At 62.5% G+C, this 26,619-nt stretch carries 28 protein-coding genes, 5 tRNA genes and 1 pseudogene; 8 read left to right on the plus strand and 26 right to left on the minus strand.

Going from position 1 to position 26,619, the window contains the following annotated elements:
* Positions 1–95 precede the first annotated feature (95 nt).
* Together murA and ramA are read right to left on the minus strand one after the other, a co-directional pair.
* Positions 96–1,352, minus strand: coding sequence for a UDP-N-acetylglucosamine 1-carboxyvinyltransferase (murA, locus tag KBX19_RS10350; protein ID WP_255995521.1), 1,257 nt, complete (start codon positions 1,350–1,352; stop codon positions 96–98).
* Positions 1,353–1,374: 22 nt separating this feature from the next.
* On the minus strand, positions 1,375–2,217 hold the full coding sequence (ramA, locus tag KBX19_RS10355) for an acetate metabolism transcriptional regulator RamA (RefSeq protein WP_255998863.1): 843 nt from the start codon (positions 2,215–2,217) through the stop codon (positions 1,375–1,377).
* A gap of 372 nt (positions 2,218–2,589) precedes the next feature.
* Here ramA and cysK point away from each other — a divergent pair, with 372 nt between their 5' ends.
* Both cysK and epsC read left to right on the plus strand, forming a co-directional pair.
* A complete protein-coding gene (gene cysK, locus KBX19_RS10360) occupies positions 2,590–3,534 on the plus strand; it encodes a cysteine synthase A (protein WP_255998925.1) in 945 nt (314 codons plus the stop codon).
* Positions 3,535–3,642: 108 nt separating this feature from the next.
* Positions 3,643–4,233, plus strand: coding sequence for a serine O-acetyltransferase EpsC (epsC, locus tag KBX19_RS10365; RefSeq protein WP_255998865.1), 591 nt, complete (start codon positions 3,643–3,645; stop codon positions 4,231–4,233).
* A gap of 156 nt (positions 4,234–4,389) precedes the next feature.
* Here epsC and KBX19_RS10370 read toward each other — a convergent pair whose 3' ends face one another.
* From KBX19_RS10370 to KBX19_RS10385, 4 genes are all read right to left on the minus strand, one after another.
* A complete protein-coding gene (locus KBX19_RS10370; RefSeq protein ID WP_255995517.1) occupies positions 4,390–4,686 on the minus strand; it encodes a GNAT family N-acetyltransferase in 297 nt (98 codons plus the stop codon).
* Positions 4,687–4,741: 55 nt separating this feature from the next.
* Positions 4,742–4,814 (minus strand) — tRNA-Phe (locus KBX19_RS10375).
* Positions 4,815–4,840: 26 nt separating this feature from the next.
* Positions 4,841–4,914, minus strand: a tRNA-Asp gene (locus KBX19_RS10380).
* 114 nt (positions 4,915–5,028) lie between these two features.
* On the minus strand, positions 5,029–5,607 hold the full coding sequence (locus KBX19_RS10385; protein ID WP_255998867.1) for a DMT family transporter: 579 nt from the start codon (positions 5,605–5,607) through the stop codon (positions 5,029–5,031).
* Between the two features lie 387 nt (positions 5,608–5,994).
* On the opposite strand from KBX19_RS10385, the gene KBX19_RS10390 reads away from it, so the two are divergent.
* Positions 5,995–6,570 carry a TetR/AcrR family transcriptional regulator gene (locus KBX19_RS10390; protein ID WP_255998868.1) on the plus strand — a complete coding sequence of 192 codons (576 nt, stop codon included), beginning with the start codon at positions 5,995–5,997 and terminating at the stop codon, positions 6,568–6,570.
* A 139-nt stretch (positions 6,571–6,709) separates the two neighbouring features.
* On the opposite strand, the gene KBX19_RS10395 is transcribed toward KBX19_RS10390, so the two are convergent.
* The 6 genes from KBX19_RS10395 to zupT all read right to left on the minus strand — a co-directional run bounded on the left by KBX19_RS10395 (position 6,710) and on the right by zupT (position 8,954).
* Positions 6,710–6,786, minus strand: a tRNA-Asp gene (locus KBX19_RS10395).
* A 4-nt stretch (positions 6,787–6,790) separates the two neighbouring features.
* A tRNA-Glu gene (locus KBX19_RS10400) sits at positions 6,791–6,863 on the minus strand.
* Between the two features lie 164 nt (positions 6,864–7,027).
* On the minus strand, positions 7,028–7,438 hold the full coding sequence (locus tag KBX19_RS10405) for a hypothetical protein (RefSeq protein WP_255998870.1): 411 nt from the start codon (positions 7,436–7,438) through the stop codon (positions 7,028–7,030).
* Complete coding sequence (locus tag KBX19_RS10410; protein ID WP_255998871.1) at positions 7,395–7,676, minus strand: hypothetical protein; 282 nt, start codon at positions 7,674–7,676, stop codon at positions 7,395–7,397. Before KBX19_RS10410 ends, KBX19_RS10405 begins: the two co-directional genes overlap by 44 nt.
* Positions 7,677–8,093, minus strand: coding sequence for a YccF domain-containing protein (locus KBX19_RS10415; protein ID WP_255998873.1), 417 nt, complete (start codon positions 8,091–8,093; stop codon positions 7,677–7,679). It lies immediately after the preceding gene.
* A gap of 84 nt (positions 8,094–8,177) precedes the next feature.
* Positions 8,178–8,954, minus strand: coding sequence for a zinc transporter ZupT (zupT, locus tag KBX19_RS10420; protein ID WP_005288741.1), 777 nt, complete (start codon positions 8,952–8,954; stop codon positions 8,178–8,180).
* 23 nt (positions 8,955–8,977) lie between these two features.
* Between zupT and KBX19_RS10425 the strand changes: the two genes are divergently transcribed.
* A complete protein-coding gene (locus KBX19_RS10425) occupies positions 8,978–9,562 on the plus strand; it encodes a hypothetical protein (protein ID WP_005288738.1) in 585 nt (194 codons plus the stop codon).
* A gap of 5 nt (positions 9,563–9,567) precedes the next feature.
* Here the strand turns inward: KBX19_RS10425 and KBX19_RS10430 are convergent, their stop codons facing one another.
* The 9 genes and pseudogenes from KBX19_RS10430 to KBX19_RS10470 form a co-directional block, all read right to left on the minus strand.
* Positions 9,568–11,352, minus strand: coding sequence for a long-chain-fatty-acid--CoA ligase (locus KBX19_RS10430; RefSeq protein WP_255998874.1), 1,785 nt, complete (start codon positions 11,350–11,352; stop codon positions 9,568–9,570).
* Between the two features lie 49 nt (positions 11,353–11,401).
* Positions 11,402–11,936 (minus strand): annotated as a pseudogene (locus KBX19_RS10435) (UbiA family prenyltransferase).
* On the minus strand, positions 11,936–12,202 hold the full coding sequence (locus KBX19_RS10440) for a lycopene cyclase domain-containing protein (protein ID WP_255998876.1): 267 nt from the start codon (positions 12,200–12,202) through the stop codon (positions 11,936–11,938). The pseudogene KBX19_RS10435 and the gene KBX19_RS10440 overlap by 1 nt, the downstream one beginning before the upstream one ends.
* Positions 12,199–12,498, minus strand: a complete 300-nt coding sequence (locus tag KBX19_RS10445; protein WP_255995514.1) for a lycopene cyclase domain-containing protein — start codon at positions 12,496–12,498, stop codon at positions 12,199–12,201. The genes KBX19_RS10440 and KBX19_RS10445 overlap by 4 nt, the downstream gene beginning before the upstream one ends.
* Complete coding sequence (gene crtI / locus KBX19_RS10450) at positions 12,498–14,045, minus strand: phytoene desaturase family protein (protein WP_255998879.1); 1,548 nt, start codon at positions 14,043–14,045, stop codon at positions 12,498–12,500. Before crtI ends, KBX19_RS10445 begins: the two co-directional genes overlap by 1 nt.
* Entirely contained in the window at positions 14,042–14,890 is an 849-nt protein-coding gene (locus KBX19_RS10455) for a squalene/phytoene synthase family protein (RefSeq protein WP_255998881.1), read from the minus strand. The genes crtI and KBX19_RS10455 overlap by 4 nt, the downstream gene beginning before the upstream one ends.
* A 40-nt stretch (positions 14,891–14,930) precedes the next feature.
* Positions 14,931–15,689: a glycosyltransferase family 2 protein gene (locus KBX19_RS10460; protein ID WP_255998883.1), complete on the minus strand. Its 759-nt coding sequence runs from the start codon at positions 15,687–15,689 to the stop codon at positions 14,931–14,933.
* 90 nt (positions 15,690–15,779) lie between these two features.
* Positions 15,780–15,852: transfer RNA gene (locus tag KBX19_RS10465), tRNA-Lys, on the minus strand.
* Between the two features lie 81 nt (positions 15,853–15,933).
* On the minus strand, positions 15,934–17,439 hold the full coding sequence (locus KBX19_RS10470; RefSeq protein WP_255998885.1) for an acetyl-CoA hydrolase/transferase family protein: 1,506 nt from the start codon (positions 17,437–17,439) through the stop codon (positions 15,934–15,936).
* Between the two features lie 140 nt (positions 17,440–17,579).
* On the opposite strand from KBX19_RS10470, the gene dusB reads away from it, so the two are divergent.
* Positions 17,580–18,746: a tRNA dihydrouridine synthase DusB gene (gene dusB / locus KBX19_RS10475; protein WP_255998886.1), complete on the plus strand. Its 1,167-nt coding sequence runs from the start codon at positions 17,580–17,582 to the stop codon at positions 18,744–18,746.
* Positions 18,747–18,757: 11 nt separating this feature from the next.
* Positions 18,758–19,504: a phosphate uptake regulator PhoU gene (locus KBX19_RS10480; RefSeq protein ID WP_255998887.1), complete on the plus strand. Its 747-nt coding sequence runs from the start codon at positions 18,758–18,760 to the stop codon at positions 19,502–19,504.
* A gap of 93 nt (positions 19,505–19,597) precedes the next feature.
* Here KBX19_RS10480 and pstB read toward each other — a convergent pair whose 3' ends face one another.
* The 5 genes from pstB to mshD all read right to left on the minus strand — a co-directional run bounded on the left by pstB (position 19,598) and on the right by mshD (position 25,065).
* Positions 19,598–20,371 (minus strand): phosphate ABC transporter ATP-binding protein PstB, encoded by a 774-nt coding sequence (gene pstB / locus KBX19_RS10485; protein WP_005288704.1) that lies wholly within the window; start codon positions 20,369–20,371, stop codon positions 19,598–19,600.
* A gap of 37 nt (positions 20,372–20,408) precedes the next feature.
* A complete protein-coding gene (gene pstA / locus KBX19_RS10490) occupies positions 20,409–21,482 on the minus strand; it encodes a phosphate ABC transporter permease PstA (protein WP_005288702.1) in 1,074 nt (357 codons plus the stop codon).
* 10 nt (positions 21,483–21,492) lie between these two features.
* Positions 21,493–22,584 carry a phosphate ABC transporter permease subunit PstC gene (gene pstC, locus KBX19_RS10495; RefSeq protein WP_255995508.1) on the minus strand — a complete coding sequence of 364 codons (1,092 nt, stop codon included), beginning with the start codon at positions 22,582–22,584 and terminating at the stop codon, positions 21,493–21,495.
* A gap of 190 nt (positions 22,585–22,774) precedes the next feature.
* Positions 22,775–23,950 (minus strand): phosphate ABC transporter substrate-binding protein PstS, encoded by a 1,176-nt coding sequence (pstS, locus tag KBX19_RS10500; RefSeq protein ID WP_005288696.1) that lies wholly within the window; start codon positions 23,948–23,950, stop codon positions 22,775–22,777.
* 167 nt (positions 23,951–24,117) lie between these two features.
* Positions 24,118–25,065 carry a mycothiol synthase gene (gene mshD, locus KBX19_RS10505; RefSeq protein ID WP_255998888.1) on the minus strand — a complete coding sequence of 316 codons (948 nt, stop codon included), beginning with the start codon at positions 25,063–25,065 and terminating at the stop codon, positions 24,118–24,120.
* A 23-nt stretch (positions 25,066–25,088) separates the two neighbouring features.
* On the opposite strand from mshD, the gene KBX19_RS10510 reads away from it, so the two are divergent.
* The gene (locus KBX19_RS10510) at positions 25,089–25,883 is read left to right on the plus strand and encodes an LmeA family phospholipid-binding protein (protein WP_255995506.1); all 795 of its coding nucleotides are present in this window, start codon (positions 25,089–25,091) and stop codon (positions 25,881–25,883) included.
* 27 nt (positions 25,884–25,910) lie between these two features.
* On the plus strand, positions 25,911–26,600 hold the full coding sequence (locus KBX19_RS10515; RefSeq protein ID WP_255998891.1) for an FABP family protein: 690 nt from the start codon (positions 25,911–25,913) through the stop codon (positions 26,598–26,600).
* The last annotated feature ends 19 nt before the right edge of the window (positions 26,601–26,619 follow it).

Below are 26,619 nucleotides of genomic sequence, written 5' to 3' on the forward strand. Positions count from 1 at the left end.
GTCGGTCACGCTGACTCACATAAAGCTACACACCAACCACCAACAACACAAACCCCCAGCACAAACACGGTTTCTAGGTGCCGTCGATAAGCGTTTTAAACGCTAATTCGTTGCACGTTGGCGCCGAGCGCATTGAGGCTCTCGACAAAGTAGGGGTAACCGCGGTCGATGTGCTCGACATCGTGGACGACGGTCTGCCCATCGGCGACAAGGCCAGCGAGAACAAGGCCGGCGCCTGCACGGATATCGGAGGACCACACGTCGGTGGAGGAGAGTTTGTTCACGCCGCGCAGGACAACGTGGTGGCCGTCAACGGTGGCGTCAGCACCCAGGCGGAGCATTTCGTCGACAAAGCGGAAACGCGATTCGAAGACGTTCTCCGTGATCACCGATGTGCCGTCGGCGATAGCGCTCAAGCCGATAGCCATGGGTTGAAGGTCAGTAGGAAAGCCGGGGAACGGCAACGTCTGGTAGTCCACCGCCTGGGGGCGGCGATTCATCCGGATGCGGAAGCCCTGGTCGTAGGTCTCCACGTCAGCGCCTGCAGTCCGCAGCTTTGACAAAGCGAGGTGGAGGTGACGCGGGGCGATGCCGCCGACTGTCACGTCACCCTGGGTCATCGCGGCCGCGTAGGCCCAGGTGCCTGCGACAATGCGGTCACCGACGACGGTGTGCTCCGTCGGGCGAAGCGACTCCACGCCGTCGATAGTGATGGTCGACGTGCCCGCACCCTGGATCCGCGCTCCCATCTCATTGAGCATCTCGCACAGATCCACAATCTCAGGCTCGCGGGCGGCGTTGTCCAGAATCGTCTGACCTTCCGCAAGAACCGAGGCCGTGAGAATGTTCTCTGTTGCGCCCACGGACGGGAAGTCGAGGCTGATCTTCGCACCGCGCAGTTTGTCCGCGCGGGCAACCACAGCGCCGTGCTCGATGTGCGTCGTCGCACCGAGCTTCTCCAAACCCGATTGGTGCATATCCAGGGGACGTGAACCGATCGCATCTCCACCGGGCAGCGCAACGACGGCCTCACCACAGCGCGCGGTGAGCGGCCCGAGCACCGCAACCGACGCACGGAACTGCCTCACCGCGTCGAAATCAGCGCGGGAAGAAATGAACGCTGGCGAGTGGATGCGCACGACTGTGCCCTCAATCTCCACTTGGCAGCCCAAGCCCTCGAGAACCTTCTTCATCAACGGGACGTCGAGAATCTCGGGGCAGTTGTTCAGGGTCGTTGTTCCCTCCGCGAGAAGGGCCGCTGCCATGAGCTTGAGCACACTGTTCTTCGCGCCTTCGACTCGCACCGAGCCCTGCAGACGGGTGCCACCTTGGACCAGAAATCGCTGTTTCACGGCACCCAGGGTAATGAAAGTTTTAAGGCAGTGCGCCAATGCGGCGTGCGGCGTTCACAGCCTCGTAGCGCGTGTGGGCTCCGAGCTTGCGCATCACGCTGCGGAGGTAGGACTTCACCGTCTCCGCGCCGATGCCCATTTCTTCGGCGGCCTCCACGTTCGTATGCCCCAGGGCTACGCACGACAAAACGTCCAGCTCACGAGCAGACAGCTTCGTCGCTTGTTTGACACGCACCGGGGAGACCATCTGGTCACACAGCTGCTCCAGCTCCTTGCGGACCGGACCTTCCTCCACACGGTTCGCCAGCATGCGCAGCTTGGAGTGGGTGGCACGCACCTGTTCCCACTCGGCCCCGTTCATCACGCGGCCGGTCTTAGCGGTGGCAGTTTTGCCGCCCTCGGCTCGTCGTAAAGCGGAGTTGACCGCGAGGTCTTGCTCAAGCGTGCGCGCTGTCATCGTGACTTCCTCGATGACCTTCTCACCCAACCGCACGGGTGAATGCACACCCACGTACAGGACGCCGCGGATTTCGCGCTGCACGATGACAGGCACAGCTACCACAGAATGCAAGCCTTCATCCTGGATCGGTGCGTCGTGCTCGTGGGAGATGACGCTCGCGCGGGTGTAATCGGACACGCCCACCGCGCGACGGGTAGCCACAACACGCCCGCCGACGCCCTGGTTCGGATCCAGAACCAAGTTGTGCAGCGACGTCGTGCGCAGCCCCACCCACTGGGTGATCTGCAGTCGATTGTCTGCAAGCAGTGTGCCGTACATGGCCACCGGGATTCCGGTCGCGGTCTTAAGGGACGTCAGTGAGGCGCGGATTGCGTCCTCATCGTCCTTGACCCGGTGCGGATCCATTCGTTCTCCTTCATCAGAGCGCCCACTGCAAGTGATTCCCCGACTCAGGGAAACATCTGGTTCGGTGTGCGGATGAGGTCCATAATAACCCGGTTATGGGGGTAACCAAATTGCGACCCCTCCCCTAAGGCACGTCGTTGACATGTGCACTGACATGTCGGAATGCCCGAATCACCGGACGAAGCTACCATCCCTCTCCCCCGAGTGGGTGCCCCCGCGCACGTCACCGCCGCAAAACAGGTCGGTTCAACATAGTTATACCGAGCGGTCTAGGTTTCTGCGCGAATTGATGTACGATCGGTTTCCGTGAGCGGAGCACCCGCGCTACCGCCCGAAAAAGACACATGCGACCAACGCAAGGAGCGCTACCTCATGGCGAACATCTACAACAACATCCTGGACACCATCGGCGGCACCCCGCTGGTCCAGCTCAACGGCATTACCAAGGACACCGACGCCGCTAACGCACGCGTGTTGGGCAAGCTGGAGTTCTTCAACCCGGCCAACTCCGTCAAGGACCGCATCGGCCGCGCAATCATCGACGCAGCTGAGGCTTCCGGCGAACTCAAGCCGGGCGGCACCATCGTCGAGGCAACCTCCGGCAACACCGGTATCGCCCTCGCGCTTGTCGGTGCAGCTCGCGGCTACAAGGTCATCCTGACCATGCCGGAAACCATGTCCGTCGAGCGTCGCGTTGTCCTGCGCGCATACGGTGCGCAGATCGAGCTCACCCCGGGCTCCGCAGGCATGAAGGGTGCTGTCGAAAAGGCAGACGAGATTGTCGCGCAGACCGACAACGCCATCCTTGCCCGCCAGTTCGAGAACGAAGCCAACCCGAAGGTCCACTACGAGACCACCGGCCCAGAGCTGTGGAACGACACCGACGGCGAGATCGACATCCTCGTGGCAGGCGTGGGCACCGGCGGCACCATCTCCGGCGCCGGCAAGTACCTCAAGGAGAAGAACCCGGACATCAAGCTCGTCGCGGTCGAGCCGTCCGCTTCCCCGCTGCTGTCCGAGGGCACCGCGGGTCCGCACAAGATCCAGGGCCTGGGCGCGAACTTCGTCCCGGGCACCCTCGACCGCGAGATCGTTGACGAAGTGATCACCATCTCCAACGAGGATGCCGTAGCGACCTCCCGCGAGCTCGCAGCGAAGGACGGCATCCTGGGCGGCATCTCCACCGGTGCCAACATCAAGGCTGCACTTGAGGTCGCGTCCCGCCCGGAGAACGCCGGCAAGACCATCGCCACCATCGTCTGCGACTTCGGCGAGCGCTACATCTCCACCATTTTGTACGAGGACATCCGCGACTAAGCATTGCTTATCGACGGCTGACCGCCCCGTCACCGCCCCCGCATCCTGTGAATCTAAACCCGCAGGGCCGCGGGGGCGTTCCGTTTCGCGCTGCTAAACTCTGGCGACATGTTCAAGGTGATCAGCGCAATCCGTGAGGACTTGGAAAACGCCCGGCAGCATGACCCCGCCGCCCGCGGCGACGTGGAGAACGCCATTGTTTACTCCGGCCTTCACGCCATCTGGTCGCATCGGATCAGCCACAAACTGTGGGTGAACGGTCACAAGGGGCCCGCGCGTGTGCTGGCGCAGTTCACCCGCTTTCTCACCGGTGTGGAGATTCACCCCGGTGCCACGATCGGGCGGCGCTTCTTCATCGACCACGGCATGGGCATCGTGATCGGTGAAACCGCCGAGATTGGCGACGGGGTCATGCTCTACCACGGGGTCACCTTGGGCGGGCAGGTACTCACGCAGACCAAGCGCCACCCCACTATCGGCGACAACGTCACCATCGGAGCGGGCGCGAAGGTACTGGGCCCGATCACGATTGGCGAGGGCTCCGCTGTCGGCGCCAACGCTGTGGTGACAAAAGACGTCCCAGCGAACTGCATCGCCATCGGCATCCCCGCCAAATGCCGCCCGCGCATGAAAGACGAGCGCAAGCACTTGGTGGACCCGGACGCCTACGTGGCGAACGACTCGAACTACGTGATCTAGGACACGAGTGCGGTGGTACAGGCGCCGCCCTTTTGCCGAAATCTCCGGTTAGCTAGAGCCAATCGACTAGAAGGCTACATTTCTCGCCAAGAAAGAAACGTTCTAGCTAGTTGTTTCTAGCTGCTCGTGTCCACGGCGTTATGTTGGCAAGGGCAACTACGACACGAGGTCGTTGTACTCCGGATTCTTCGCAATGAAGTTTTCCACGGCAGAGCACGACGGCACGATCTGCTTGCCAGCGCTACGGGTGTCGTCGAGCGCCGCCTTGATCAGCTTGCCGGATAGTCCTCGACCGCGGAACGCCGGGTCGATGACGGTGTGGTTGAAGTCCCGCACGTCGCCGGTCTCGTGGTAGTTGGCGAAGCCTGCTTGCTGCCCGTCGACCTCGATGACGTAACGGTGCCCAACTTCGTTGTGCTCGACCTTGTAGTCGTTGTTCTGGTTATCGCTCATGGCACGACCCTACAGACGAAAAAATCCCTTCGCTTTCGCGGAGGGATTCATTCTGTGGCCAGAGCCAGGATCGAACTGGCGACCCCACACTTTTCAGGCGTGTGCTCTACCAACTGAGCTATCTGGCCGGAACCGCTGAAACTAAGCAGTTCAGCGACCCTGACGGGACTTGAACCCGCGACCTCCGCCGTGACAGGGCGGCGCGCTAACCAACTGCGCCACAGGGCCTTATTCTTTTGTTTTCGCACTTCCGCGGCTATGTGATTTCCGCGTCTTGCACGAGTTAATAGCTTACACAGACGCTGACTAAGCTAACAAATCGCCAGAACAACTACGATTTTCTCAAGTGTTGCTCCGCTCACGGCGTTCTCCGTTCACGGTGAGCGCTACCGCTACAATCCCGAGAACCATGCCCGCGATCTGACCAGCGTTGACCGGCTGCTGAAACATCAACCATGTCCAGAAAGAAGTAACCGGCGGGGTCACGAACAGTAACAAGCTAGTCATGGTCGACCCCATGGTCCGCAAACATGCTGTATAAGCTGCGTAGCCACCGATGCCAGAAAGAAACATGAGCCAAACCATCGCCCAGACGAAGTCAGCGTTGACATGGACACCCATGTCCCCCATCGCCAACGCGACTCCCGTGAAGATCACAGCTGCGGTAGCCGTCTGTATGGCGAGGGCCTGCACGATGCTTCCTTGAGCATTCGATGCCCGCTCAAGGACCGCGCTCGCGGACAATCCCAACAAAGCGACGAACGGTAACAACAACCCAAACACCGACGTGGAAGAAAAATCGATTGAACCGGCAGCCAATCCGACTGCAACTAGGCCTAGCACCAGGCCAGCCGCCATCCGGAAGTTGAACGGATCGCCCCACAGACGCGCCCCCACAGCCGCGACGAGAATCGGCTGCAAGGCGCACACAAGAGAGGTAATCCCGGGATCAATAGCTAGGTCTGAAGCCCAAAAAAACGGCGCCAAGAAAGGTCGCGTGAGAGAGAACCCCCATTAAGATTTGATGCTTCCAAGCGGATCTCGTCAGGGCTGGCAACAAGCGAGCTTTTGCCGGGTGCTTAGCGCTTCGGAGCAGCAAAATGACCCCGGCGAGCAGCACAGCCGTGGCGATGTATCGCCACGCTAACAACCCGATAGGCGAGGCATTTTCACCTACCAGCAGGGAACCCACGAACCCAGAGCTCCAGCAGATGATGAATGCGATTGAAATGAGAATTGGCTTCATGAAAGATAGGTAAATATACCGGTCGGTATACTGTCAATGTACCCTCCCCGAAGGAGCGAGAATTGGTTGATCTAACGCACCTCAGTCCATTCCCAAAACCCAGCACCACCCCGGCTGGTGAACGAATTCTGCTGGCAGCTACGGATTTGTTTTATTCACAAGGTATTGCCGCAACCGGTTTGGACCTCGTCGTGGAGAACGCTGGCGTGACAAAGCGAACGCTTTATCAGCGCTTCGGGTCCAAGGACGGGCTGGTTTGCGCGTATCTCACTGCTCGAGCGAATCAGTGGCAACAACTAGTGCTGCACAGCGTCAATGAGGCAGAGAAAGCAGGATCGGACACTGTCGAATCAGTGTTCAATCTCACCCAAGAATGGATCGCCAACAACCCTCGAGGGTGCGGGTTCGTGAACGCATGGGCCGAGCTTGGCAACGACTGCGGCGCAGAACTGAAAGCAGTGATTCAGAGCGAGAAGCGGTGGATGCGCACTCTTTTCGTCGCGTTAACTGGCGACACACAAACTGGTGAACTCATTCATGAGTTGTACGAAGGCGCGTTGGTTTGCGCGGCCATATTCGGCGACTTCGGATCGCTTGACCGTGCCAAAGCGGGGGCACAACGACTTATCACGTCGTAGAAGAAGACGCTGGTCTCCTTCTACATGGGCCCGGTCACCCCGTGCCCTCAGGCGAGGTACTGCAGCCGTACGGCGATTCACGGAGGTTGCAGGTTAATCGTCGATAAGCAAAAAGCCCCGAGGAAACCCTCGGGGCACATGGCGACCCTGACGGGACTTGAACCCGCGACCTCCGCCGTGACAGGGCGGCGCGCTAACCAACTGCGCCACAGGGCCTTCGTACCCCCAACGGGATTCGAACCCGTGTTGCCGCCGTGAAAGGGCGGAGTCCTAGGCCACTAGACGATGGGGGCAAAGCCGTATTGACTTGTTCGCCGTCCGCTGGACAGCTTGCCTATCATAAACCGGCCCGTCAACCCCCTCCAAATGCACAGGTGGTCAGCTATTTATGCGGCGAGAGTAGCACTCAAGACGGAGACCACCATGGCGATGACCATGGTGTTGAACGTGAAGGCAATCAAAGTGTTGTAGCGGATCTCTTTCCAGGCGTGCCTGTTTGTCGGGGGGCGGGAACACTTGCACCCATCGTGGACACCATCACTGCCTGGTTCAGGTAGTCGCCGAAGAGCGGCTCCTCATCCAAGTAGGAGAAGTCGAACATAGGCTGCTCCCCTTCCGCCCGGTACCGATAGTCGAGCTCGAGGTACTCCGCCGCGTAGGTGACGATCATGAACACCCACGACCACACCACCGCGATACCGCCGACTGCCAACCAGCGCCAATCCTCCCGGAAAACATCGAAGCGACTCATCGCGATCGCCGCGGCCATCGCCACGATCGCGCCGAGGCCGGAAAGGTTCGCGGCCCCCTTGATTCCCCACCCCTTAACCCCACTTACTCTCGGCGGAGGCACGCTCGGATCGCGCATATGCCCGCAGCTCAGCCGGGTTGAGGCGCGAGAGCAGGCGCACCGTCCACCAGCCGAAGATCGTGACGTAGACGACCCAGTAAATCAGGTAGGTGCTGATGATCACCATCTCCGAATGCTGCGCGAGCATTTCCCGCGGGAGCAGCAACCGCAGCATGATGATCGCGCCGAATGCGAGGACGGTGCTCACCGCGTACCGGGTGACCTCCGAGGCGCCACGGAAATCTTTCTCACCCATCTAGCGGGTGACTGGCACCATGGTGGATCGGTTGTCGTGGGAGTTCACGACGGTCTTGCCGAAGGGGAAGCAGGTGACCGGGATGAGCTTCAGGTTCGCCCACGCCAACGGCAACCCGATGATTGTGATCGCCTGGGCCAGAGCAGTGGCGATGTGTCCGAGTGCCAACCACAGGCCAGCAACGATGAACCAGATGACGTTGCCGATCAGACTGAAGCCCCCGCCTTGGCCGGTGTCAACTACTTCGCGGCCAAACGGCCAGAGCACGTACCCGGCGATGCGGAAGGACGCCAGACCGAACGGGGTGGTCACGATGAGCAGACAGGCCAACACGCCGGCGAGAACGTAGCCAAGGAACAACCAGATACCGGCGGTGATCAGCCAAATGATGTTGAGGATCAGTCGAAGGAGAGCCATACCCGTCACTTTAGCGAGCAAAAGCGAGTTACAGGTCGTGCTTTACGGATTCGAGGTTGAGCATGACCTGCTGCGGCTTTGAAATTAGGCGAGCAAAAGCAAGCTCACTGCCATCACAGCCATGCCGGCGACAAAACCGTATATGGCGGTGTGGTGACGGCCGGTCTCAATGGCGGTGGGTAGCAGCTTGTCGATGCTCACAAACACCATTACTCCCGCGATTGCCGCGAACACGACACCGAGCGCCTCGGGACCAATGAACGGCCGCAGAAGCAGGTAGCCCACCACCGCGCCGAGTGGCTCCGCCAGACCCGACAGTGTTGCCCACCACGCCGCGCGCCACTTAGAACCCGTCGCTTCACGCATGGGCACCGCCACCGCGATGCCTTCGGGAATGTTGTGGATCGCAATGGCCACCGCGATGGGCAGCGCGAACGCCGGATCCTGCAGCGCGACAAAGAAGGTGGCGAAGCCTTCGGGGAAGTTGTGAATGGCGATTGCCAGCGCCGTCATCACGCCCACCCGGCGCATCCGGCCGGCGGCGCGCACGTCCGGCCCCTCATGCGGGTTGATCTCTTCCGGTACGAACCGGTCAATGACAGCGATGAGCGCAATACCGGCGAAGAAAGCGACTGCGGCCCACACGTCGGGGCGGCTGCGTCCCGCCTCGCTGAGCCCGTCCACCCCTTCCGGGAGCAGTTCCACCAGGGAGACGAACACCATAACCCCGGCGGACAAACCGAGAGCTCCCGCCAAGAAGCGCTGGCTGGGAGTGTTCTTGAGGGCGACGATGAGGCCGCCGAGGCCCGTCGATAAGCCTGCGAACAAGCTGAATCCGAAAGCAACGGCGAGCTCTGCCATGCGAAAAGCCTACAGTAGGGATTATGGCTACCGCAAACATCTACAGCGACGCAGAACTCCACCCCACCAAAGACGAATTCGCCAACCAATTCTCGAGGATCACCCAGGTCGACGGCTCCTACCGCGCGTACGACCGCGACGACAAAGTCGGCATCGAGGTGCTCGTCGGCCCCGACAACGAGGGCAACCTCACGCAGTGCGGCTTCAGCTACCGCGAGGAAGACATGGCGCTTGACGACGAGCTGACGCCCCTTACCCACTCCGTCCTCGGCCGCCGCTCCGTGGCACACCTGACAGCAGACCCTGTCGCAGTGCGCGAATTCGCGCAGGTGATCCTGACCGGCGACAACGGTGCAGACTTCTCTGAGACCTCGCCGATCTTCGCCGTCCGCGGCACGGGCAGTGAGGATGTCACAGTCGATAACGTGGTCGTTGAGAACCACGACATGCTCAACTCCGTGGGCACTCTCACCGTCGACGGCGAGGAAAAGCGCTACCAGCTGCGGATCCAGCGCCTCATCCGTGAGATCCCTCAAGCCGAGGAAGGCGACCTCGCGCTCGTGCGTGACGACGGCGCGATCCTCATGAACCTCGGCATCTGGGACTAGCGCGACTATTCGCCGTCGATGCGGGCGAGTAGCGCGTCACGCACCTCGCGGCGGCGGATCTTACCTAGCTGATCTTTCGGCAGATCCTCAAAGTGGTAGAAGGTGCGCGGCACCTTGTACCGGGTGAGGTTCTCACGCGCGAATTCTTTCAGGCCGTCCGGGTCGAGCTTCGTGCCCTCCGCCAGCACCACGCACGCGACGACGTCCTCGGAACCGTCCGTGCGGGGACGACCAACCACGGTGACCTCCTCGATGTCTGGGTGCGTGCGCAACGTCTCTTCCACTTCCGCCGGGTAGACGTTGAACCCGCCGGTGATGATCAGCTCTTTGATGCGGCTGACCAGTTTGATGAAGCCGTCTTCATCCATCACGCCCATGTCGCCGGTGCGGAACCAGCCGTCGTGGAAGACTGTGGCTGACGCCTCATCGTTGTTCAGGTACCCGCCGAAGACTTGCGGCCCCTTGGCCAGGATCTCGCCGGCCTCACCGTAGGGCATTTCCTCGTCGAGGTTATCGGGGTTGGAAATGCGGATCTCCGTGTCCGGGAACGGGATGCCGATGTACCCGGGCCGGCGATCATCCGTCGGCGGGTTACCGATGAGAATCGGCGACGTCTCTGTCAGCCCGTAGCCCTCCACGAGCCGGCCGCCGGTCGCCTTCTCCCAGCCCTCGATGACCTCCGCCGGCAGCGACGACGCGCCAGAGAAGCCCGTCTGTACTGCGGACATGTCCGCGCCTTCTTCCTCAGCCGTCGACACAATGCGCTCAAATACGGTGGGCACACCCGGCACGAACGTCGGCGGGTTCTTTTTCTTCATCGCGCCCATGATCAGGTCCATCGTCGGGGCGGGCAGCAAGATCAGTTCGCTGCCGATGAGGAACGTCAGCGTCAACGAGAACGTCAGACCGTAAGCATGGAAGAACGGCAGCGTGGCCAGCATGCGCTGGCCGGGTTCCTGCAGCTCCTTGACCCATGCGCGCCCCTGGATCGGGTTGGCCAGCAAGTTGCGGTGCGTCAGCGGCGCACCCTTGGGGCTTCCGGTGGTGCCGGAGGTGTAGAGGATGAGGGCGGGGTCGTCGCTAAGCATGCGCGGCGTGTCGATCGCGCGGGGTTCGCCGAGGAACTTCTCCCACGGCAGCGTGTCCTTCGCCTGCGCTGTCAGCGACGCGCGCGCTTCCTTGAGCTTTCCGACGGGCACCCGCAACGCCACCCGCTGCACCACGGGCATCGCTTTTGTCATGTCCACGCTGACGATTGTCTCCAGCGGGGTGTCTTTCGCGAGTTTTTTCGCCGTGTCGGCGGCCTTGTCCCAGACCACAGCGACCTTGGCACCGTGATCGTTGAACTGGGGGCGCAGCTCATTCGCCGTGTAGAGCGGGTTGTGCTCCACCACGACCGCGCCGAGCTTCTGTACGGCGAAAAATGCCACGACGTGCTGTGGGCAGTTCGGCAGCATGATGGCCACGCGGTTGCCCTGGGCCACCCCGACCTTGCGCAACCCGTCGGCAGCACGGCGGACCTGCTCGTCGAGCTGAGCATAGGTCATGGACCTGCCGAAGAACCGCGTCGCCGGCTTCCGCCCGTTCGCCGCGAGATTCTTGTCGTAGAGGTCCGCCAGCGTGTCGTCGCCGTAGTTCAACGTGTGGTCGGTCCACTCAGGGTAGAAGCGCAGCCACGGCTTCTCGGCGGAGCTGCGGCGACTGCCCTCGGCCTTACTGAGGCTGATTCTGGTGCTGCCGGTGCTCGTGTTGATTCTGCTGTCTTCGCTGTTTGCGCGATCTGCGACCATAGGCGCCACCCTACGCCCCTTCGACGGCCTCATGCTGGGGCGCCGACCCTTAGGTTGAGAATCCCAGAACGTTCGAAAGCACCGAGATGGTCACGACTGCGCCAGTCACGTAATTCAGCCAGAGTAAGACCCTCCACGCACGATTCACTGTCGCCGACGTGGCATCAGTGACGTTCCAAAACCTCAGCGTATTGGCCACATATCCCAGGCCAAGCAGTCCCACAACCCACCCCGGGGCCGGCAGCACGAAGCACAGCCCAGCCGCCAGACCGTACAGCACGCCCGCGAACCGCGTGGTCGTCCGGGCGCCGAGCTCTGTGGCCACGGAGCCGGTGCATGGTCTTCGGCAGCACAGCGCCTTCCACACCGCCTTTGCGTGGGTTGACGATGTCAGATTCGTAGTCGAAGACATCATTGATCCCGTACATCGCGATGTTGTACGGGGTGAGGAAGAAGATGAAGCCCACTACCAGCAGCGCGGAGAACTCTCCCTGCGCCAACAGTTAGGTCAACGCGAATGGCACAGCTGTGTTTACCCAGCTTAGCGGCCGCGACGCCGCGAGAATTCCGCGCAGCACCCGCATCAGTCACGCCCCCAGAACGCGGTGACCACCAGGGCTGCGAACAGTGGGTAGAACAGATCCTCCACCGGAATCCGCCCGATGTTCAGCCCGAGGGTGGTGGCGTGACCGAATTCGTACAGGCCTGCTGCCACCATGAGGTTGTCAAAGACGATGGTGAGCACGAACAGGATGCCGGCCACCGCGGCGGTCAACTTCCAGGGCCGCTGCCTAGCCCACAATGCCGCGGCCGCGATCAAGAACGGGGCAGAAATCAGAAGGTAGGTCACGGGCGCAGCAGTCCTGTCAGGTTCATCGTCAGGTACGTGAGAAAGAACAGGAAAATCGGTTCTTCCAGCGGCAGCTGCGGCGCAAGATCGATGCCCACCATGTAGGGCGAATCGCCGCGCACGAACGTGCCAGTGGCAATGCCGAGTCCGTCCCAGCACAGCAGCGCCGCCACACACCCCAGAGAGAGCAGCCAGGCCCGGCGCGAGTCACGGAAGAACGCAGTCTTCCAGCGGTGGTCGATAATTACCATGCCTGCCAACGAGAACAGCAGCACCCCCAGGTACGCGAACTGCATTAGAGCGTCTCCGGCAGCGGGCCTGCGCTCGTGTCGCCGCGCAGCCGCTTGATCACGTTTTCGGCGGAGATCAGGCACATGGGCACACCCACACCAGGGGTTGTCGTTCCGCCGGCGTAGTACAGGTTGTCCAGCTTGCGGCTCTTGTTGGACCCACGCAAAAACGCCGACTGCCTCAACGTGTGCGCGGGCCCGATGGATCCGCCCGACCACGCGTGGTACCGCTCAGCGAAGTCCGCCGGTCCCAGCGTTTGCTTGACGACGATTCTTCCCTCCAACCCCTCAACCCCGCACCAATCAGCAATCTGCTGGGTGGCAGCGCTAGCAATCCTTTCGACCTGCTCGCTCGCCTGCTCCCGGTACATATTCCCGTGGCCGATGGCCTCCTCCGCTGCGACGGGGACGAGCACGAAGAGGTTCTCATGCCCCGCAGGGGCCACGCCAGGATCGGTCGCACTCGGTTTGGAGACGTAGATGGAACGGGAGGCGCCAATCGGCCGCTGCGGAACGGGGCCATCGAAGACCGCGGCGAAATCGTCGTCCCACTCGCGGGAGAACAGCAAGTTGTGGTGCGCAAGCTGGGGAATCTCCCCCTCCACGCCCAGCATGACCAGCACCGTGCCCAGACCTGGATCGCGCGGGGCGAAGTAGCTCTCGTCGTAGGTGCGCTTCTTCTTCGGCAGCAGGCGGGTCTCCGTGTGGTGCAGGTCCGCGCAGGAGATGACGATGTCGGCGGGGAGGGTGCGGCCGTCGATAAGCGTGATGCCTGTGGCCGTGCGCCCAGAATAGTTGATCGCTGCGACTTCGGTATTGAAGGAAAAGCGCACACCCTGCTCCACGGCGATGTCGTAGAGCGCGTCCATCACTGCGGCGAATCCACCTAGGGGGTATTGCACGCCCTGGGTGAGGTCGGTGTGGCTCATCAAGTGGTACATCGACGGCGTGCGCGCCGGGTGCGAGGAGAGGAACACTGCCGGGCACGTGAGCATCTGGCGCAGGCGGACGTCGGTGAAACGGCTAGCCACGAAGCGGTCGATCGGCTCGGTGAGATAGCGCGCCAACTCACTGTAATGGCCGGAGATCTGCGTGAACGGCGCGATAGAGCGGAACGTCGTGTACAGGAAGTTCTCCAGCGCGAGCTCGTAGGTCTCTTCAGCAGTGTCGAGGTAAGTGCGCAGCTTTGCTCCGGCGCCGGGCTCGATGGACTCGAAAAGTTCGGCGGCGTTGTCGCGGCCAGAGGTGACGTCTATGGGCGCATCGCCCTCGGGAAACAGCCGGTACGCGGGGGTGAGCGGTGCCAGATCCAGCACGTCGGCGGTGCGCTTGCCGAACAGCGCGAAGAAGTGGTCAAACGCGTCCGGCATGAGGTACCAGCTGGGGCCGGTGTCAAAGCGGAAACCCTCGACAGATTCCGTACCGGCCCGGCCGCCATGGGTGGGCAACTTATCCACGACCGTGGTCTTGATGCCCTCTTTGGCCAGCAGTGCGGCTGTGGCCATGCCGGCCACGCCGGCACCGATCACGATCGCTGTTTCGGGGTGGGTCACTGGGTTCTCACTTTCCTGATTGCCCGCGCCGTGAGCAGCAGCTTGCGGTGGTTAGGCACGCTGATTCTCGTCGCGGCCACCTCATGCGCCGGTGTGGCCGCGATGCGCTCGTTCAGGTCGCGGAAGAGCGCTTCGGCCGCTGCCACTCCCCGTGCCGCTGCAGGAGGCAGGAGCGGGATGGCTGTGCGGGCGCGGTCGAGTTCGCGGTTGATGCCGCTGGTGAGGGTGCGCTTTGCGGCGTCGTCAAGCTCCGTGCCCAGGTACGCGCGCCCCAGGCCGTCGCGGTCTTCACCGAGGTCGCGGAGGAAATTGACCTTTTGGAACGCGGATCCTAGCGCCCGGGCGCCCTCCTCCATCGTGCGGCGGTCCTCATCCGTGGGGTCGTGGCCGTGCAGGAAGACGTCCAAGCACATCAAGCCGATCACCTCGGCGGAACCGTAAATGTAGTCCCCCAAATCTTCCTCGGAGTAATCCGAATGCGTAATGTCGCGGCGCATCGAGGCAAAGAACGCCCGCACGTGGTCATCTTTGATGCCGCAGCGGCGGTGCGTGTTCGCCCAGGCGTGGAGCACCGGGTCGGTGTGAAAACGGTGCATCGGCGCGTGCAAGACCTGCTCTTCGTAGAGCTCCAACAGGGTTTCCGGGCACTCGTTGGCCTCAGCGGCGGTGCCATCGACGATCTCGTCAGCGATTCGGACCACCGCGTACACGTTGCGGATGTCGCGCTTCGTGTCGGCGTCGAGCACCTGCGTGGCTAGGGAGAAACTGGTGGAGTACTGCCCGATCACCTGCGCCGCGGCTCTGTCCGCCATGCGGTCGTAGCGGGCAAGATAGGAATCTGTCACAACGGGCCTTTGCAGCAGAGCAGTAGGTACCTCACCGAGCCTACAGCGCGGGACCGGCTCCCGTTCGGGCCTGCACTAGGCGCTGCGGCAAGCGCTGCCACGGAGGGGAGGAAGAAAATCCCCGCATCATCGAATGCCACCCTCTGAGGAACCGCCGGCGAAGCTGGCGCCGGCCACGCAAGGCTCGGTCGTCCATTCCCACCACAAGCTCGGGCACGAAGCGGATCGTCTCCCCCGGCCGCACCGCAAAAGAGAGCTGAATGTCGTCGTGCGATTCAGTGTCAGCGAGATCCAGCGTGCTGCCGACGGCCTGCCACCACTCGGTGCGAAACGAGCTGTTGGTCCCGAACAACGGCGGGTGGCCCAGGGCAGAACCGACCGAGAGACGGTACATGGATAGGTAGAGGCGGGAAATGAGGTGGGGTGTGCCGTCGAAAAGCGCGGGGCCGGTGATCCCTACGGTGTGGGCAGGAGCGTGACGCCACTGCTGCTCCACCCTTTCCAGATATGTTTCCGGCAGCCACGCGTCCGCGTCGGTGCGAACAATGTAGTCGGCACCTAACCCGCATGCCGCGTTATAACCCGCTGCCGCTGCCCATGTGATTCCACGACGCGCTTCCGTGATGACAGTCGCACCGTGCGCCGTGGCAACCTGCACTGAATCATCGTCCGACCCGTTGTCGACGACGACCGTGAAATCCGCCGCGCGACGTTGCCGGTTGATGCTGCGCAGACAACGCTCGAGCAACTCCGCGTCATTGAGACACGGGATCACCACGGCGATTGTCGGACTAGCCACGCAGCAAGTCTAAGCCAGGGACACAAGCGCGGCCTGGTGCACGCGCAACGAAGCCCCTGGCCAATCATGACCAGGGGCTTCAACGGATCGTGGGCCCTCCGGGGCTCGAACCCGGGACCTGCGGATTAAAAGTCCGTAGCTCTACCAACTGAGCTAAAGGCCCGCAGGGTCCCATGGTAAACCCTTGGGACCCCTCGCAAGTAATCGGGCCTGAAGTTCAGCCGACCGGAGTGCGGGCAGGAACTTAGTCCTGCTTCATCGTGCCGGTCTCTTCCATGCGGAGGTGGAAGTCGAAGGCGTGACGCAGGTCGTGCGGGGTGGACTGGTACTTGGACTTCGCGGCGCGCGCGACGTACTCCTCCAACAGCGGGCGGTAGGTCGGGTGGGCAATCGAAATCATCTTGGCCACGCGGTCGCGCGGAGCCAGGCCGCGCAGGTCAGCGACACCGTACTCGGTGATGAAGACCATCGCGTCGTGCTCGGTGTGGTCCACATGCGACACGAAGGGCACGATGGCGGAGATGGCGCCGCCCTTCGCCTCCGACGGGGAGATGAAGGAGGAGATGTACGCGTTACGGGTGAAGTCGCCGGAACCGCCCAGGGCGTTCATCAGGCGGGAGCCGTTGATGTGGGTGGAGTTGGCGTTGCCGTAAATGTCCGCCTCGATCATGCCGTTGGTGGCAATCAGGCCTGTGCGGCGGATGACCTCCGGGTGGTTGGAGATGGACTGCGGGCGCAGGATGATGGACTCGCGGTAGCGGGATGCCTCGTTGTTCATCTTCTCCGCGTACTCCGGCGACAGGGAGAAGGAGGTTGCGGAAGCCACGGTCATCTTGCCGGCGTCGATCAGGTCGACCATGCCGTCCTGGATCACCTCGGTGTAGGCCTGGATGTTCTCGAACTTGGACTCCATCAAGCCCGCCATCACAGCGTTCGGGACATTGCCCACGCCGGACTGCATGACGTAGCCGTCGTAGGCGAGACGGCCAGCCTTGACCTCGTTTTCCAGGAAGTCGAGGAAGTTGCCGGCGATTTGCTCGGAGGTCTCATCCGGCGCCTTGAAGGGTGCGTTGCGGTCCGGGTCGTTGGTCTCCACCACAGCGACGACCTTCTCCGGGTCGATCTCGATGTAGGTGGTGCCGATGCGGTCGCCGGCCTTGGTGATCGGGACCGGGATGCGGTTCGGCAGCGGCGGCACGAGCCAGATGTCGTGCATGCCCTCGAGCTCCTCAGACTGCCACTCGTTGACCTCGATGATGATCTTTTTGGCAGCGTTAAGGAACTCCACGGAGTTACCCACGGAGGAAGACGGGATGATGTTGCCGCTCTCATCGATCCGCACAGCCTCAACGATGGCGACATCGAGGTCGCCGAAGAAGCCCTGCTCAACCATCATGCCGGAGTGGGACAGGTGGATGTCCTGGAACTTCATCTCACCCGAGTTGATCTTGTTACGCATCGTCGGGTCGGACTGGTACGGCATGCGGTAACGCAGCGCGTTCGCCTCAGCCAGCACGCCGTCGCACTCCGGGGCAGTGGAAGCACCGGTGAACAGATCGATGCTGAAGTCCTGGCCCTTGTCGTGGGCGGTCTTCGCCTTCTCCGCGATGGCGGTCGGCAGCGCCTTCGGGTAGCCCGCGCCGGTGAAGCCGGACATGCCGACCTTGTCGCCGTGCTCGACGAACTGGGCAGCCTCGTCGGCGGACATGACCTTGTCGCGCAGCTGCGCGTGCGAAATGCGGTCGCTCATGTTGTACTCCTTGTATGTCGCGTGTGCTTCTTTCACACCATTGTGACGCACCTGGCATTTTTGCGCCACTACCTAGTAAGTAACATGGCCTGCGTCTCGGCCGTGTCCGGGTTTGTGTCCGGCGTGGCCAAGCGGGAACAATGAGCGTTGTGATTACCACTGCCCCCCAACTGCGCATCGGCGGCATCGAACTCGCCTCGCCGGTCATCCTCGCTCCGATGGCCGGCGTGACGGACATGCCGTTCCGTGTGCTGTGCCGCGAGATCGAGGAAGATCTCACGGGCACGGTATCGGGACTGTATGTGTGCGAGATGATCACGGCCCGCGCGCTTGTGGAAGGCAACGAGAAGACCCTGCACATGACCACATTCGCGCCGCAGGAGACACCGCGGTCGATGCAGCTGTACACCGTCGACCCGGAATACACCTACAAGGCTGTCCGAATGATCGTCGAGGGCGACATGGCGGACCACGTGGATATGAACTTCGGCTGCCCCGTGCCCAAGGTGACCCGCCGCGGCGGCGGTTCCGCGATTCCGTACAAGCGCGGGCTGTACCGCAACATCGTCTCCGCCGCGGTCAAAGCAGCTGACGGCCGCGTTCCGGTCACCGTGAAGTTCCGCGTGGGCATTGACGACGAGCACAAGACCCACCTGGATGCCGGCCGCATCGCCGCTGAAGAAGGCGCATCGGCCGTCACACTGCACGCCCGCACGGCCGCCCAGCGTTATTCCGGCACCGCAGACTGGGACGAAATCTCCCGGCTGGTCGAGCATATGGATGGCACGGGGATCCCCGTGCTGGGCAACGGCGACATCTTCGCCTCCACCGACGCAGAAGAGATGATGGAGCGCACCGCCTGCGACGGTGTCGTCGTCGGCCGCGGCTGCCTTGGCCGGCCGTGGCTCTTCGCCCAGCTCTCCGCCCAACTGCGCGGCGAAGTGGTTCCGGCAGAACCGACGCTTGGCCAAGTCGCCCGCATCATGGCCCGCCACGGTGAATTGCTCGCCGCCCACAACGGCGAAGAGCGTGGGTGCCCCGAGCTACGCAAGCACGTCGGCTGGTACCTGCGCGGCTTCCCCGTCGGCGGCCAGTTCCGCAGCGAGCTCGCCCGAGTTTCCACGCTCGAGGAGCTCCACTCCCACCTATCTACTATCTTCGACTCCGACGCCATGGCCGAAGCCGCCGACGAAGCCCGCGGCCGCAAAGGCTCCAGCGCGAAGGTCGTTCTGCCCGAAGGGTGGCTGGACGATCCCGAGGACGACGCGGTGCCTGTGGGGGCGGAGATTGAGAACTCGGGCGGGTAACGTCATAAAGCATGCGAACCGCCTACCGCGACCACCTCGACGCCTTCTCGCGCGACCTGCAGAGGATGAGCGACACTGTGCGCACGATGATGAAGCATGCGTCGACCGCGGTGCTCGAGGCATCGCTTGACGACGCTGAAGCTGCCCTGACCGCCGCCGACTCCCTCAAAGAGATCCGCGACCGGTGCGAACGCCGCTCCATGCAGCTGCTCGCCCTGGAAAACCCGGTCGCCTCCGAGCTGCGGCAGGTCTTCACGTCGATCTACATTGTCGAAGATTTCAACCGCATGGGCGCGTTGGCCAAGCACATCGCCAATACAGCTCGGCTGCGCCACCCCGACCCGGTGGTGCCGCTTGACGGGCCGGGGGCGTCGTTACGCGAAAGCATCGTGGAGTTCGCCGGACGCACGGACACGATGGGGGAACTGATCCACGACCAGCTCATCAGCCCCGACGCGGACCTCGCGCTGGAGATGAATGAGCTTGATGACGCTGTCGATGACACCCACAAGCAACTCCTGACCACCCTGACCAGCCGCGAATGGGAAGGCCCCAACCGCCTCGCCGTCGACCTAGCGCTCATCGCGCGTTTTTACGAACGCTACGCCGATCACTGCGTCAACGTCGCCGCACGCATCGTTTTCCTCGTCACTGGCTTGACCCCGGAAAACTACATTGAAAGCAAAGACTCCGACGGCCAAGACGTGGAAATGGATGAACGTTTCCAGGAGCTCGAGCGCTACTTCGCCGAAGACTAGGCCGACGACTGTTCCGCACGCCCCGTCAACAGGGCGAAAGCCCTCCGGCCCGAAGACCGAAGGGCTTTACGTGGTATCCCGAAGAAGAGCGATTTAACCGAAGCGACCGGAGATGTAGTCTTCGGTCTCCTTGCGCTCCGGGTTCTCGAAGATGGTGGTGGTGTCGTTGAACTCCACCAGGTGGCCCGGCTTACCGGTGGCCTCGAGGGAGAAGAAGCCGGTCTTGTCGGACACGCGGGCTGCCTGCTGCATGTTGTGGGTCACGATGACGATGGTGTACTCGTCCTTCAGCTCGTGAATGAGGTCCTCAACAGCGAGGGTGGAAATCGGGTCCAGAGCGGAGCAGGGCTCGTCCATGAGGAGGACCTCAGGACGGACAGCGATCGCGCGAGCGATGCACAGACGCTGCTGCTGACCACCGGAGAGGCCGCCGCCCGGCTTGTCCAGACGGTCCTTGACCTCGTCCCAGAGGTTCGCACCGCGCAGGGACTGCTCGGTGATCTCCTTGAGCTTCTTCTTGTCCTTTTCACCCTGGAGGGTCAGGCCAGCGACGACGTTCTCCTCGATGGACATGGTCGGGAACGGGTTCGCTTTCTGGAACACCATGCCGACGGTGTTGCGCACTGCAACCGGGTCAACGTTGTCGGCGTAGATGTCGTGGCCGTCGAGGAGGACCTCGCCGTCGACGGAGGCGTTCGGGATGACCTCGTGCATGCGGTTGAGGGTGCGCAGCACGGTGGACTTGCCGCAACCAGACGGACCGATGAATGCGGTCACGGCCTGGCCGGGGATCTTCATGTTGACGCTCTGCACGGCGTGGAAGTCGCCGTAGTAAATGTCGAGATCGTTGAGCTCGAGCTTAGACATTGTGTTTTCTCCTGGAGAGTGAAAGGGGGTTAGCGGCTTACTTCTTGACCGAGTACTTGGACGCGATGAGGCGAGCAAGCAGGTTCAGGGCGACGACGATGAGGACCAGGGTGAGGGCAGCACCCCACAGGCGGTCAGTAACGGCCTGAGCCGAACCAGACTTCCACATGTCGAGCATGAACAGCGGCAGCGACGACTGCGGTCCTTCGAAGATGTTGAACGCGTTCATCACCTTCGTCGAACCCACGAGGATCAGCACCGGAGCGGACTCGCCCATGACGCGGGCGACAGCCAGCATGATGCCGGTGACGATGCCGGACAGGGCCGTCGGCAAAACGATGCGGACGATCGTCTTCCATTTCGGCACGCCCAGTGCGTACGTGGCTTCTCGTAGGTCCATTGGGACGACACGGAGCATCTCCTCCGTATTTCGCACCACGATGGGGACCATCAGCAGGATCAGAGACAGGGCGACGGCGAAACCGGAGCGCTCCTGGCCGAGGATGGTGATCCACAGGGCGTAGATGAACAGGGCGGACACGATCGACGGGACACCGGAGAGGATGTCCACCATGAAGGTGGTCAGTTTGCCCAGACGGTTGCCGCCGGAGTACTCCACCAGGTAAATCGCGGTGAAGACACCGATCGGGATGGAGAACAGGGACGCGATGAGGGTTTGGACGAGGGTACCGACGATGGCGTGCGCTGCACCGCCGCCTGGGGCACGGGTACGCGCGCCACCCATGTCCTCAGTCCACCAATCGACGTCCAAGATCGGGCCAATGCCGCGGCTGACAAGGGTGAACAGCAGCCAGCCGAGCGGGATCAGTGCGAGGATCATGGCCAGCCACATCAGGCCGCCCATGAAGCCGTTGGTGAATTTACGGCCACCAGAAATGTCGGTGAACGGGTTGTCCCCGTCAGAGTTGGTGCGAGCCGGCTCGCGGGTTTCGGTGGCGGTTTCGGTTGCGGTTGCGGTTGCCGCGGCCGAACCAGCGGAGGCGCCGGTGGAGTCCTTGTCGGTCTTTACAACCTTGTCTTCCTTCACAACCTTGTCGGCCTTGTCTGCCTTGTCAGGCTGGCCAGAGTTGCCGGAATATGCAGTGCTCATGGCTACTCTCCTACTTGTTGACGATCGCGCGGGCGATCGAGTTGACGATGAAGGTCAGCAAGAACAGCACCAGGCCGGCAGCGATGTAGGCACCTGCCGAGACCTCGTTGTTGAACTCTGCGGACGCGTTTGCAATCGCGGTAGCGAAGGTGGTGCCGCCGTCAAACAGCGACCCACGAAAGGCACCACTCGGGGACACGACCATGTAGAGCGCCATGGTCTCACCGAGAGCGCGGCCCAGGCCAAGCATCGAGCCGGCGATGTAGCCAGACAGGCCGAACGGCAGCACGGTCATGCGGATGACTTCCCAGCGGGTAGCACCGAGTGCCAGAGCGGACTCGATCTGGCCGGGAGGGGTCTGCACGAAGACCTCACGCGCAGTCGCGGCGATGACCGGGAGGATCATGATCGCCAGGACGATGCCACCGGTGAGGATGTTACGGCTGGTGGCGAAGGCCGGCGAGTTACCGTCCGCAGTGAACAGGAATGTGTTCCCGAGGAAGGTGCCGTGGATCCATTCGTAGAAACCGGACAGTGCTGGGCCGAGGACCTGCGCACCCCACAGACCGTAAACGATGGACGGCACGGCGGCGAGCATGTCCACCAGCGTTGCCAGCGGGCGAACCAGCTGCTTCGGCGCGTAGTTGGACAGGAAGATGGCGATGCCCAGGGCGATCGGCATAGCGATGATCAGGGCGATGATCGAGACCATCATGGTCACAAAGAACAGGTTCGGAATACCGAACTGCATGTTCTCCAGGTTCGAGGTCTGCCAGGGACCGGTGTAGGTGAAGAAGTTCTCCTTGTTCAGGCGCAGCGGCTTGATCGCCTGCAGCACGAGGAACAGACCGACGGCCGCGATGATCACAGTGATCAGCGCCGCGGAAATGGTGGAGAGAGCTTCGAAGATGCGGTCGCCCGGGCGCTTGACGCCAGCGCCTCCGCCGGAGGTGTGGCCAGTTGCGGGGGTGTCAGAAACTGCGGGGTCCTGGCCCTTCTCGCGCGGTGTGGCCTGGGAGGAGCTGACCACCGCATCTTCGCGAGTGGCAGGTCCGGCGCCGCGGTCGTCGTGCTCAGTTGCCGGCAATTCGTTGTCAGCCATAGTGACGAATCCTTTGTGTGAAAGTTCTGAATGCGGTGCTCCGCTCATGCGGGTCCGCAGAAGAAGACATGTGGTTTCTCAGTTAGAACTCAGAAACTCGTTGCCACAAAGACATACCCCCGGCTCACTTCGGTAGCAGGGGGTATGCCGGTCGGCTAGGACCGCAGTCCTAGGCGACCATCAAAAGCGCTTAGCTGATGGCTTCGACAGACTCGCGCAGCTTGTCAGCGAACTCGCCGGAAACCGGGATGAAGCCAGCGTCCTCGAGCTCTTCGTCCTGGGACTCCAGAACGACGGTCAGGAAGTCCTTGACCTGGTTGCGGGTCTTCTCGTCGTCGTACTTGGAGCAGACGATCTCGTAGGTGGTCAGGATGAGCGGGTAGGAGTCAGCCTCCTGCTGGGCGAAGAGAGCGTCAGCGTCGACGACCATGTCGTTGCCCTCGGACTTGAACTCGACCTTATCCAGAGCAGCGTTGACGGTGTCGTTGTTCAGCTCGACCGGGCCATTGCCGAAGTCGACGTTAGCAACGCCGAGCTCGAGGTCGCGGGCGTAGCCAGCCTCAACGTAGGTGATGGCACCGTTGGTGGCGTTGACCTGCTCAGCAACAGCGGTGGAGCCGTTAGCACCAGCGCCGACCTTCTGCGGGAATGCCTTGCCTTCGCCTTCCCACTTGCCGTCGGAAGCAGCAGACAGGAACTTCTGGAAGTTGTCGGAGGTACCGGACTCGTCAGAGCGGTAGATCACGGAGATCTCCTGGTCCGGCAGGTCTGCGCCATCGTTGTTCTCAGCGATCTTCGGGTCGTTCCACTTGGTGATGGTGCCGTCGAAAATCTCAACGATGTTGTCGATGGACAGGTTCAGGTCCTCAACGCCCTCAAGGTTGTAGGCGACAGCGACCGGGCCGATGACCATCGGCAGGTGCCATGCGTCGTTGCCACCGCAACGCTCCTTGGCCTGCTCAACCTCGCCCTTGTCCTCCTTCAGCGGGGAGTCAGAGCCGGCGAAAGCAGCCTGGTTGCCCACGAAGTTCTTGATGCCGCTACCGGAACCGGTTGCGTTGTACGCGAGGTTAGCGCCGTCGACAGCCTCAGCGTAGCGGGAACCGAAGTAGTCCATGGCGTTTGCCTGAGAGGTAGCACCCTCAGCAACGAGCTGGCCGGACTCGCCGGACAGGCCCTCGATTTCACCGGTGTCGGTGCTCTCGTTTGCGGAGTCGTTGGAGTTGTCGCCGTTGTCTGCGGAGTCGCCGCAAGCGACCAGGGAAACGGAGGTCAGTGCTGCAAGGCCGGCGAGAGCGGCGGTGCGCTTGATGTTACGGATCACGGGATACCTTTCCGGTGCGAATTCAGATCTTCTTCTGAGCATCGGTCCCAAGCCGCCGTGGTCACGGATGCGCGTTTTCGCGCGCCAGTCACCGTGGCTGGGTGCTCACGTATGGGAAAGCTACGGGCTGCGCGTTAACCCAACAGGTTCTAAACGGTGAACAATGCGTTAACTTTGTGGTCTCCTGTGAATTAGTGGTGCGTTCTATGTCACAAAGTGCGCTGATTTGAGTAGACAACATGGCGTTCCGCGACGCTAAACCCCATGTCTACGTACCTTTTCACCGCTGGCTCGTTGTCTGACTCCACGTACAGGATGACGCGCTGCGCACCGCCATTCACCAAGTGCTCCAGCCCGGCGCGCATCAGCGGTTCGCCTAGCCCGGTGCCACGGTAATTGCTCGCCAATCCGACAACGTAGACCTCACCGAGAGTGCGGGAATGCCGCTTCGTCCAGTGGAATCCCGCTAACGCCGGCTCGCCGGAAACATCCCACAGCAGCCGCACGCCGTTCGGGTCGAACCAGTCCGTGTCCATTCCCTCTTTCAGCCGGTCCAGATCCCAGCCGCCTTGCTCGGGGTGCCACGAAAACGCGTCGTTGTTCACAGCGAGCCATTGCTTATCGACGTCTTCGCGCCCCCACTTGCCCACCGCCTCCGCGTAACTGATGTCCTCTATATGGGAGCCACCCGCCCACGATGCGATCTCGCCCAGCAATTCATCCGTGCCCCGCGCGACGGCCGCCAGCTTCTCTCCCGCGACATCCATGACAAGCAGCTCGCGCACAACATCGAGGTCAAGAGATGCTCCGAGCGCCTGCGCTGCAGGCAGGTTACCGTGCGCCCACAAACCAGCGTCGTCACGGCGCTGCAGCACCTCCCGCGCCAACGCTGCGCCTACTCCAGCACCGCGCCGCGGCGGGTCGACTGCCAGCTCGGCCGATCCGTCGGGGGCGAGGGCGGCGAGGCCAGCAAGGGAGCCGTCGATAAGCGCTGCGATGTGCGTGTGCTCGTCGCCGTCGAGACCGCGGACGAAGGCCTCGGAGAACGCCTCCACGCCATCGTGCTCAGCAGCGCGGGCGAGGATATCGCGCGCCGCCCCGGCTGTGTCAGCGTCGCGGTCGCGGAAGGAAACAGTGGTAATGGAAACGTCCGTCATGCCCCCAGGCTACGGTAAAAGACATGGCGGACGGCACGACATTGGCGCAGCGGCAGACAACGCCGCGCACGGGGCTCAAAGCCGGCGCAGTGGTCGCTGGAGTCCTTGCGGTTGTGCTCGGAATCGGGTTCGTGACAGACGCGGCGGGCACGGCGAGCATCGAGAAGCGCTTGGCGGCGAACGCACGCGCCGCAGACGATTTGGCGGCAGACCCGGAGACGTACGTCGGCGGTTTACCGTTCGCACAGGTCCGCTTCACCGATGAGGTGCCACGCGTGAGTTTCCAGGCGCTCGATGTGCAGGTAGACGGCATTGGCATCGCCAATTCCCGCACCGACATCTACGAGATCACGATCCCCGCAGATAAGGCCTACGACGCTGACTTCATTGGTGCGCGCGCCAAACGCGTGGAGAACACGCTGTCGCTCGACGGTGTCGCATTCGGCCAGTTACTGGGCATGACGGACCTGGACATCGCCAACCCGTACAACATCTCCCCGACCGGCGGCAGCGAGGCCGAAGCCCAGCTCTCCGGCACCGTCCCCGGCACAGAGGAGAAAACCACCGCGGTGGTCACCCTGCGTCTGACCGGCACAACCTTCCGCATGGAGCCGAAGCAGCTTATCGACGTCCCCGACGCACTCACCGACACCGTCACCTCCGCCTACACCCTCGAACTAGACACCCGCGACCTACCGATCGGTGCGCAGGCAGACAAAGTCGACGTCTCCGGCGGCTCCATCCGCTTCTCCGCACAACGCCGGGATGTGGAGCTGACCCAAGACATGCTCTCGCCGGTAGCCGCCACTGCCCGTTAGGTCCCGCGGTGACTACTGTGGGTAGGCATGGACAACACCGACAACTGCACGACCCCTGAGCGCAACGCCCTGGACGGCAACGAGGCAGTCAACCTCGCCGCAGAGCAGTCGAAGAACACCGCGCACCGCAACATCCCGGCGCTAGGGCTCGATGAAATCCCGCTTCCGGACGACACCGCGAACCTGCGCGAAGGCCCCAGCCTGCACGACGGCCTCCTGGCACTGCTGCCACTGGTGGGCGTCTGGCAGGGCACCGGCCAAGCCGTCGACGACAGCGCTGCTGACGGCGACGCCGCCGAATACGCCTTCGGCCAGCAACTGATCATCTCCCACGACGGTGAGAACTACCTGCGCTTCGACTCCCGCACGTGGCGCATCGATGCTGACGGCAACCCCGTCGGCGCCGATCAGCGCGAGTCCGGCTTCTGGCGCATCTCCCTCGACGACGCCATTGAGGTCACCTTGACCAACTCCCGCGGCCTGGTGGAGATCATGTACGGCGAGCCCGTCAACGAGCGCGCCTGGCAGCTGCAGTCGGCCTCGACCATCGCCACGGAGACCGGCCCCGCCACCCACGGCCCCGGCAAGCGCCTGTACGGCCTCATGCCCAACAACAACTTGGGCTGGGTCGACGAGCGGGTCGCCGCCGGCTCCACCCAGGACGACATCACCTTCATCCCCTACATGTCGGGCGAGCTCAAGCGCGTGGCTGGTTAACGGTCTCGCTGTGCTCGGC

This window comes from Corynebacterium sp. CCUG 71335 (assembly GCF_024454075.1).
Taxonomy (GTDB): Bacteria; Actinomycetota; Actinomycetes; order Mycobacteriales; family Mycobacteriaceae; genus Corynebacterium; species Corynebacterium genitalium.

Coding starts and splice junctions, on each gene's coding strand:
- pstA (WP_005288702.1), bottom strand. CDS start 21,482: ATGAGCACTGCATATTCCGGCAACTCTGGCCAGCCTGACAAGGCAGAC.
- mshD (WP_255998888.1), bottom strand. CDS start 25,065: ATGACGGACGTTTCCATTACCACTGTTTCCTTCCGCGACCGCGACGCT.
- KBX19_RS10430 (WP_255998874.1), bottom strand. CDS start 11,352: ATGGTCGCAGATCGCGCAAACAGCGAAGACAGCAGAATCAACACGAGC.
- ramA (WP_255998863.1), bottom strand. CDS start 2,217: ATGGATCCGCACCGGGTCAAGGACGATGAGGACGCAATCCGCGCCTCA.
- pstB (WP_005288704.1), bottom strand. CDS start 20,371: ATGTCTAAGCTCGAGCTCAACGATCTCGACATTTACTACGGCGACTTC.
- epsC (WP_255998865.1), top strand. CDS start 3,643: ATGTTCAAGGTGATCAGCGCAATCCGTGAGGACTTGGAAAACGCCCGG.
- cysK (WP_255998925.1), top strand. CDS start 2,590: ATGGCGAACATCTACAACAACATCCTGGACACCATCGGCGGCACCCCG.
- KBX19_RS10415 (WP_255998873.1), bottom strand. CDS start 8,093: ATGGCTCTCCTTCGACTGATCCTCAACATCATTTGGCTGATCACCGCC.
- pstC (WP_255995508.1), bottom strand. CDS start 22,584: ATGGCTGACAACGAATTGCCGGCAACTGAGCACGACGACCGCGGCGCC.
- zupT (WP_005288741.1), bottom strand. CDS start 8,954: ATGGCAGAGCTCGCCGTTGCTTTCGGATTCAGCTTGTTCGCAGGCTTA.
- KBX19_RS10370 (WP_255995517.1), bottom strand. CDS start 4,686: ATGAGCGATAACCAGAACAACGACTACAAGGTCGAGCACAACGAAGTT.
- KBX19_RS10425 (WP_005288738.1), top strand. CDS start 8,978: ATGGCTACCGCAAACATCTACAGCGACGCAGAACTCCACCCCACCAAA.
- KBX19_RS10410 (WP_255998871.1), bottom strand. CDS start 7,676: ATGGGTGAGAAAGATTTCCGTGGCGCCTCGGAGGTCACCCGGTACGCG.
- KBX19_RS10445 (WP_255995514.1), bottom strand. CDS start 12,498: ATGCAGTTCGCGTACCTGGGGGTGCTGCTGTTCTCGTTGGCAGGCATG.
- KBX19_RS10470 (WP_255998885.1), bottom strand. CDS start 17,439: ATGAGCGACCGCATTTCGCACGCGCAGCTGCGCGACAAGGTCATGTCC.
- KBX19_RS10515 (WP_255998891.1), top strand. CDS start 25,911: ATGGACAACACCGACAACTGCACGACCCCTGAGCGCAACGCCCTGGAC.
- KBX19_RS10480 (WP_255998887.1), top strand. CDS start 18,758: ATGCGAACCGCCTACCGCGACCACCTCGACGCCTTCTCGCGCGACCTG.
- KBX19_RS10405 (WP_255998870.1), bottom strand. CDS start 7,438: ATGCGCGATCCGAGCGTGCCTCCGCCGAGAGTAAGTGGGGTTAAGGGG.
- dusB (WP_255998886.1), top strand. CDS start 17,580: ATGAGCGTTGTGATTACCACTGCCCCCCAACTGCGCATCGGCGGCATC.
- pstS (WP_005288696.1), bottom strand. CDS start 23,950: ATGCTCAGAAGAAGATCTGAATTCGCACCGGAAAGGTATCCCGTGATC.
- KBX19_RS10510 (WP_255995506.1), top strand. CDS start 25,089: ATGGCGGACGGCACGACATTGGCGCAGCGGCAGACAACGCCGCGCACG.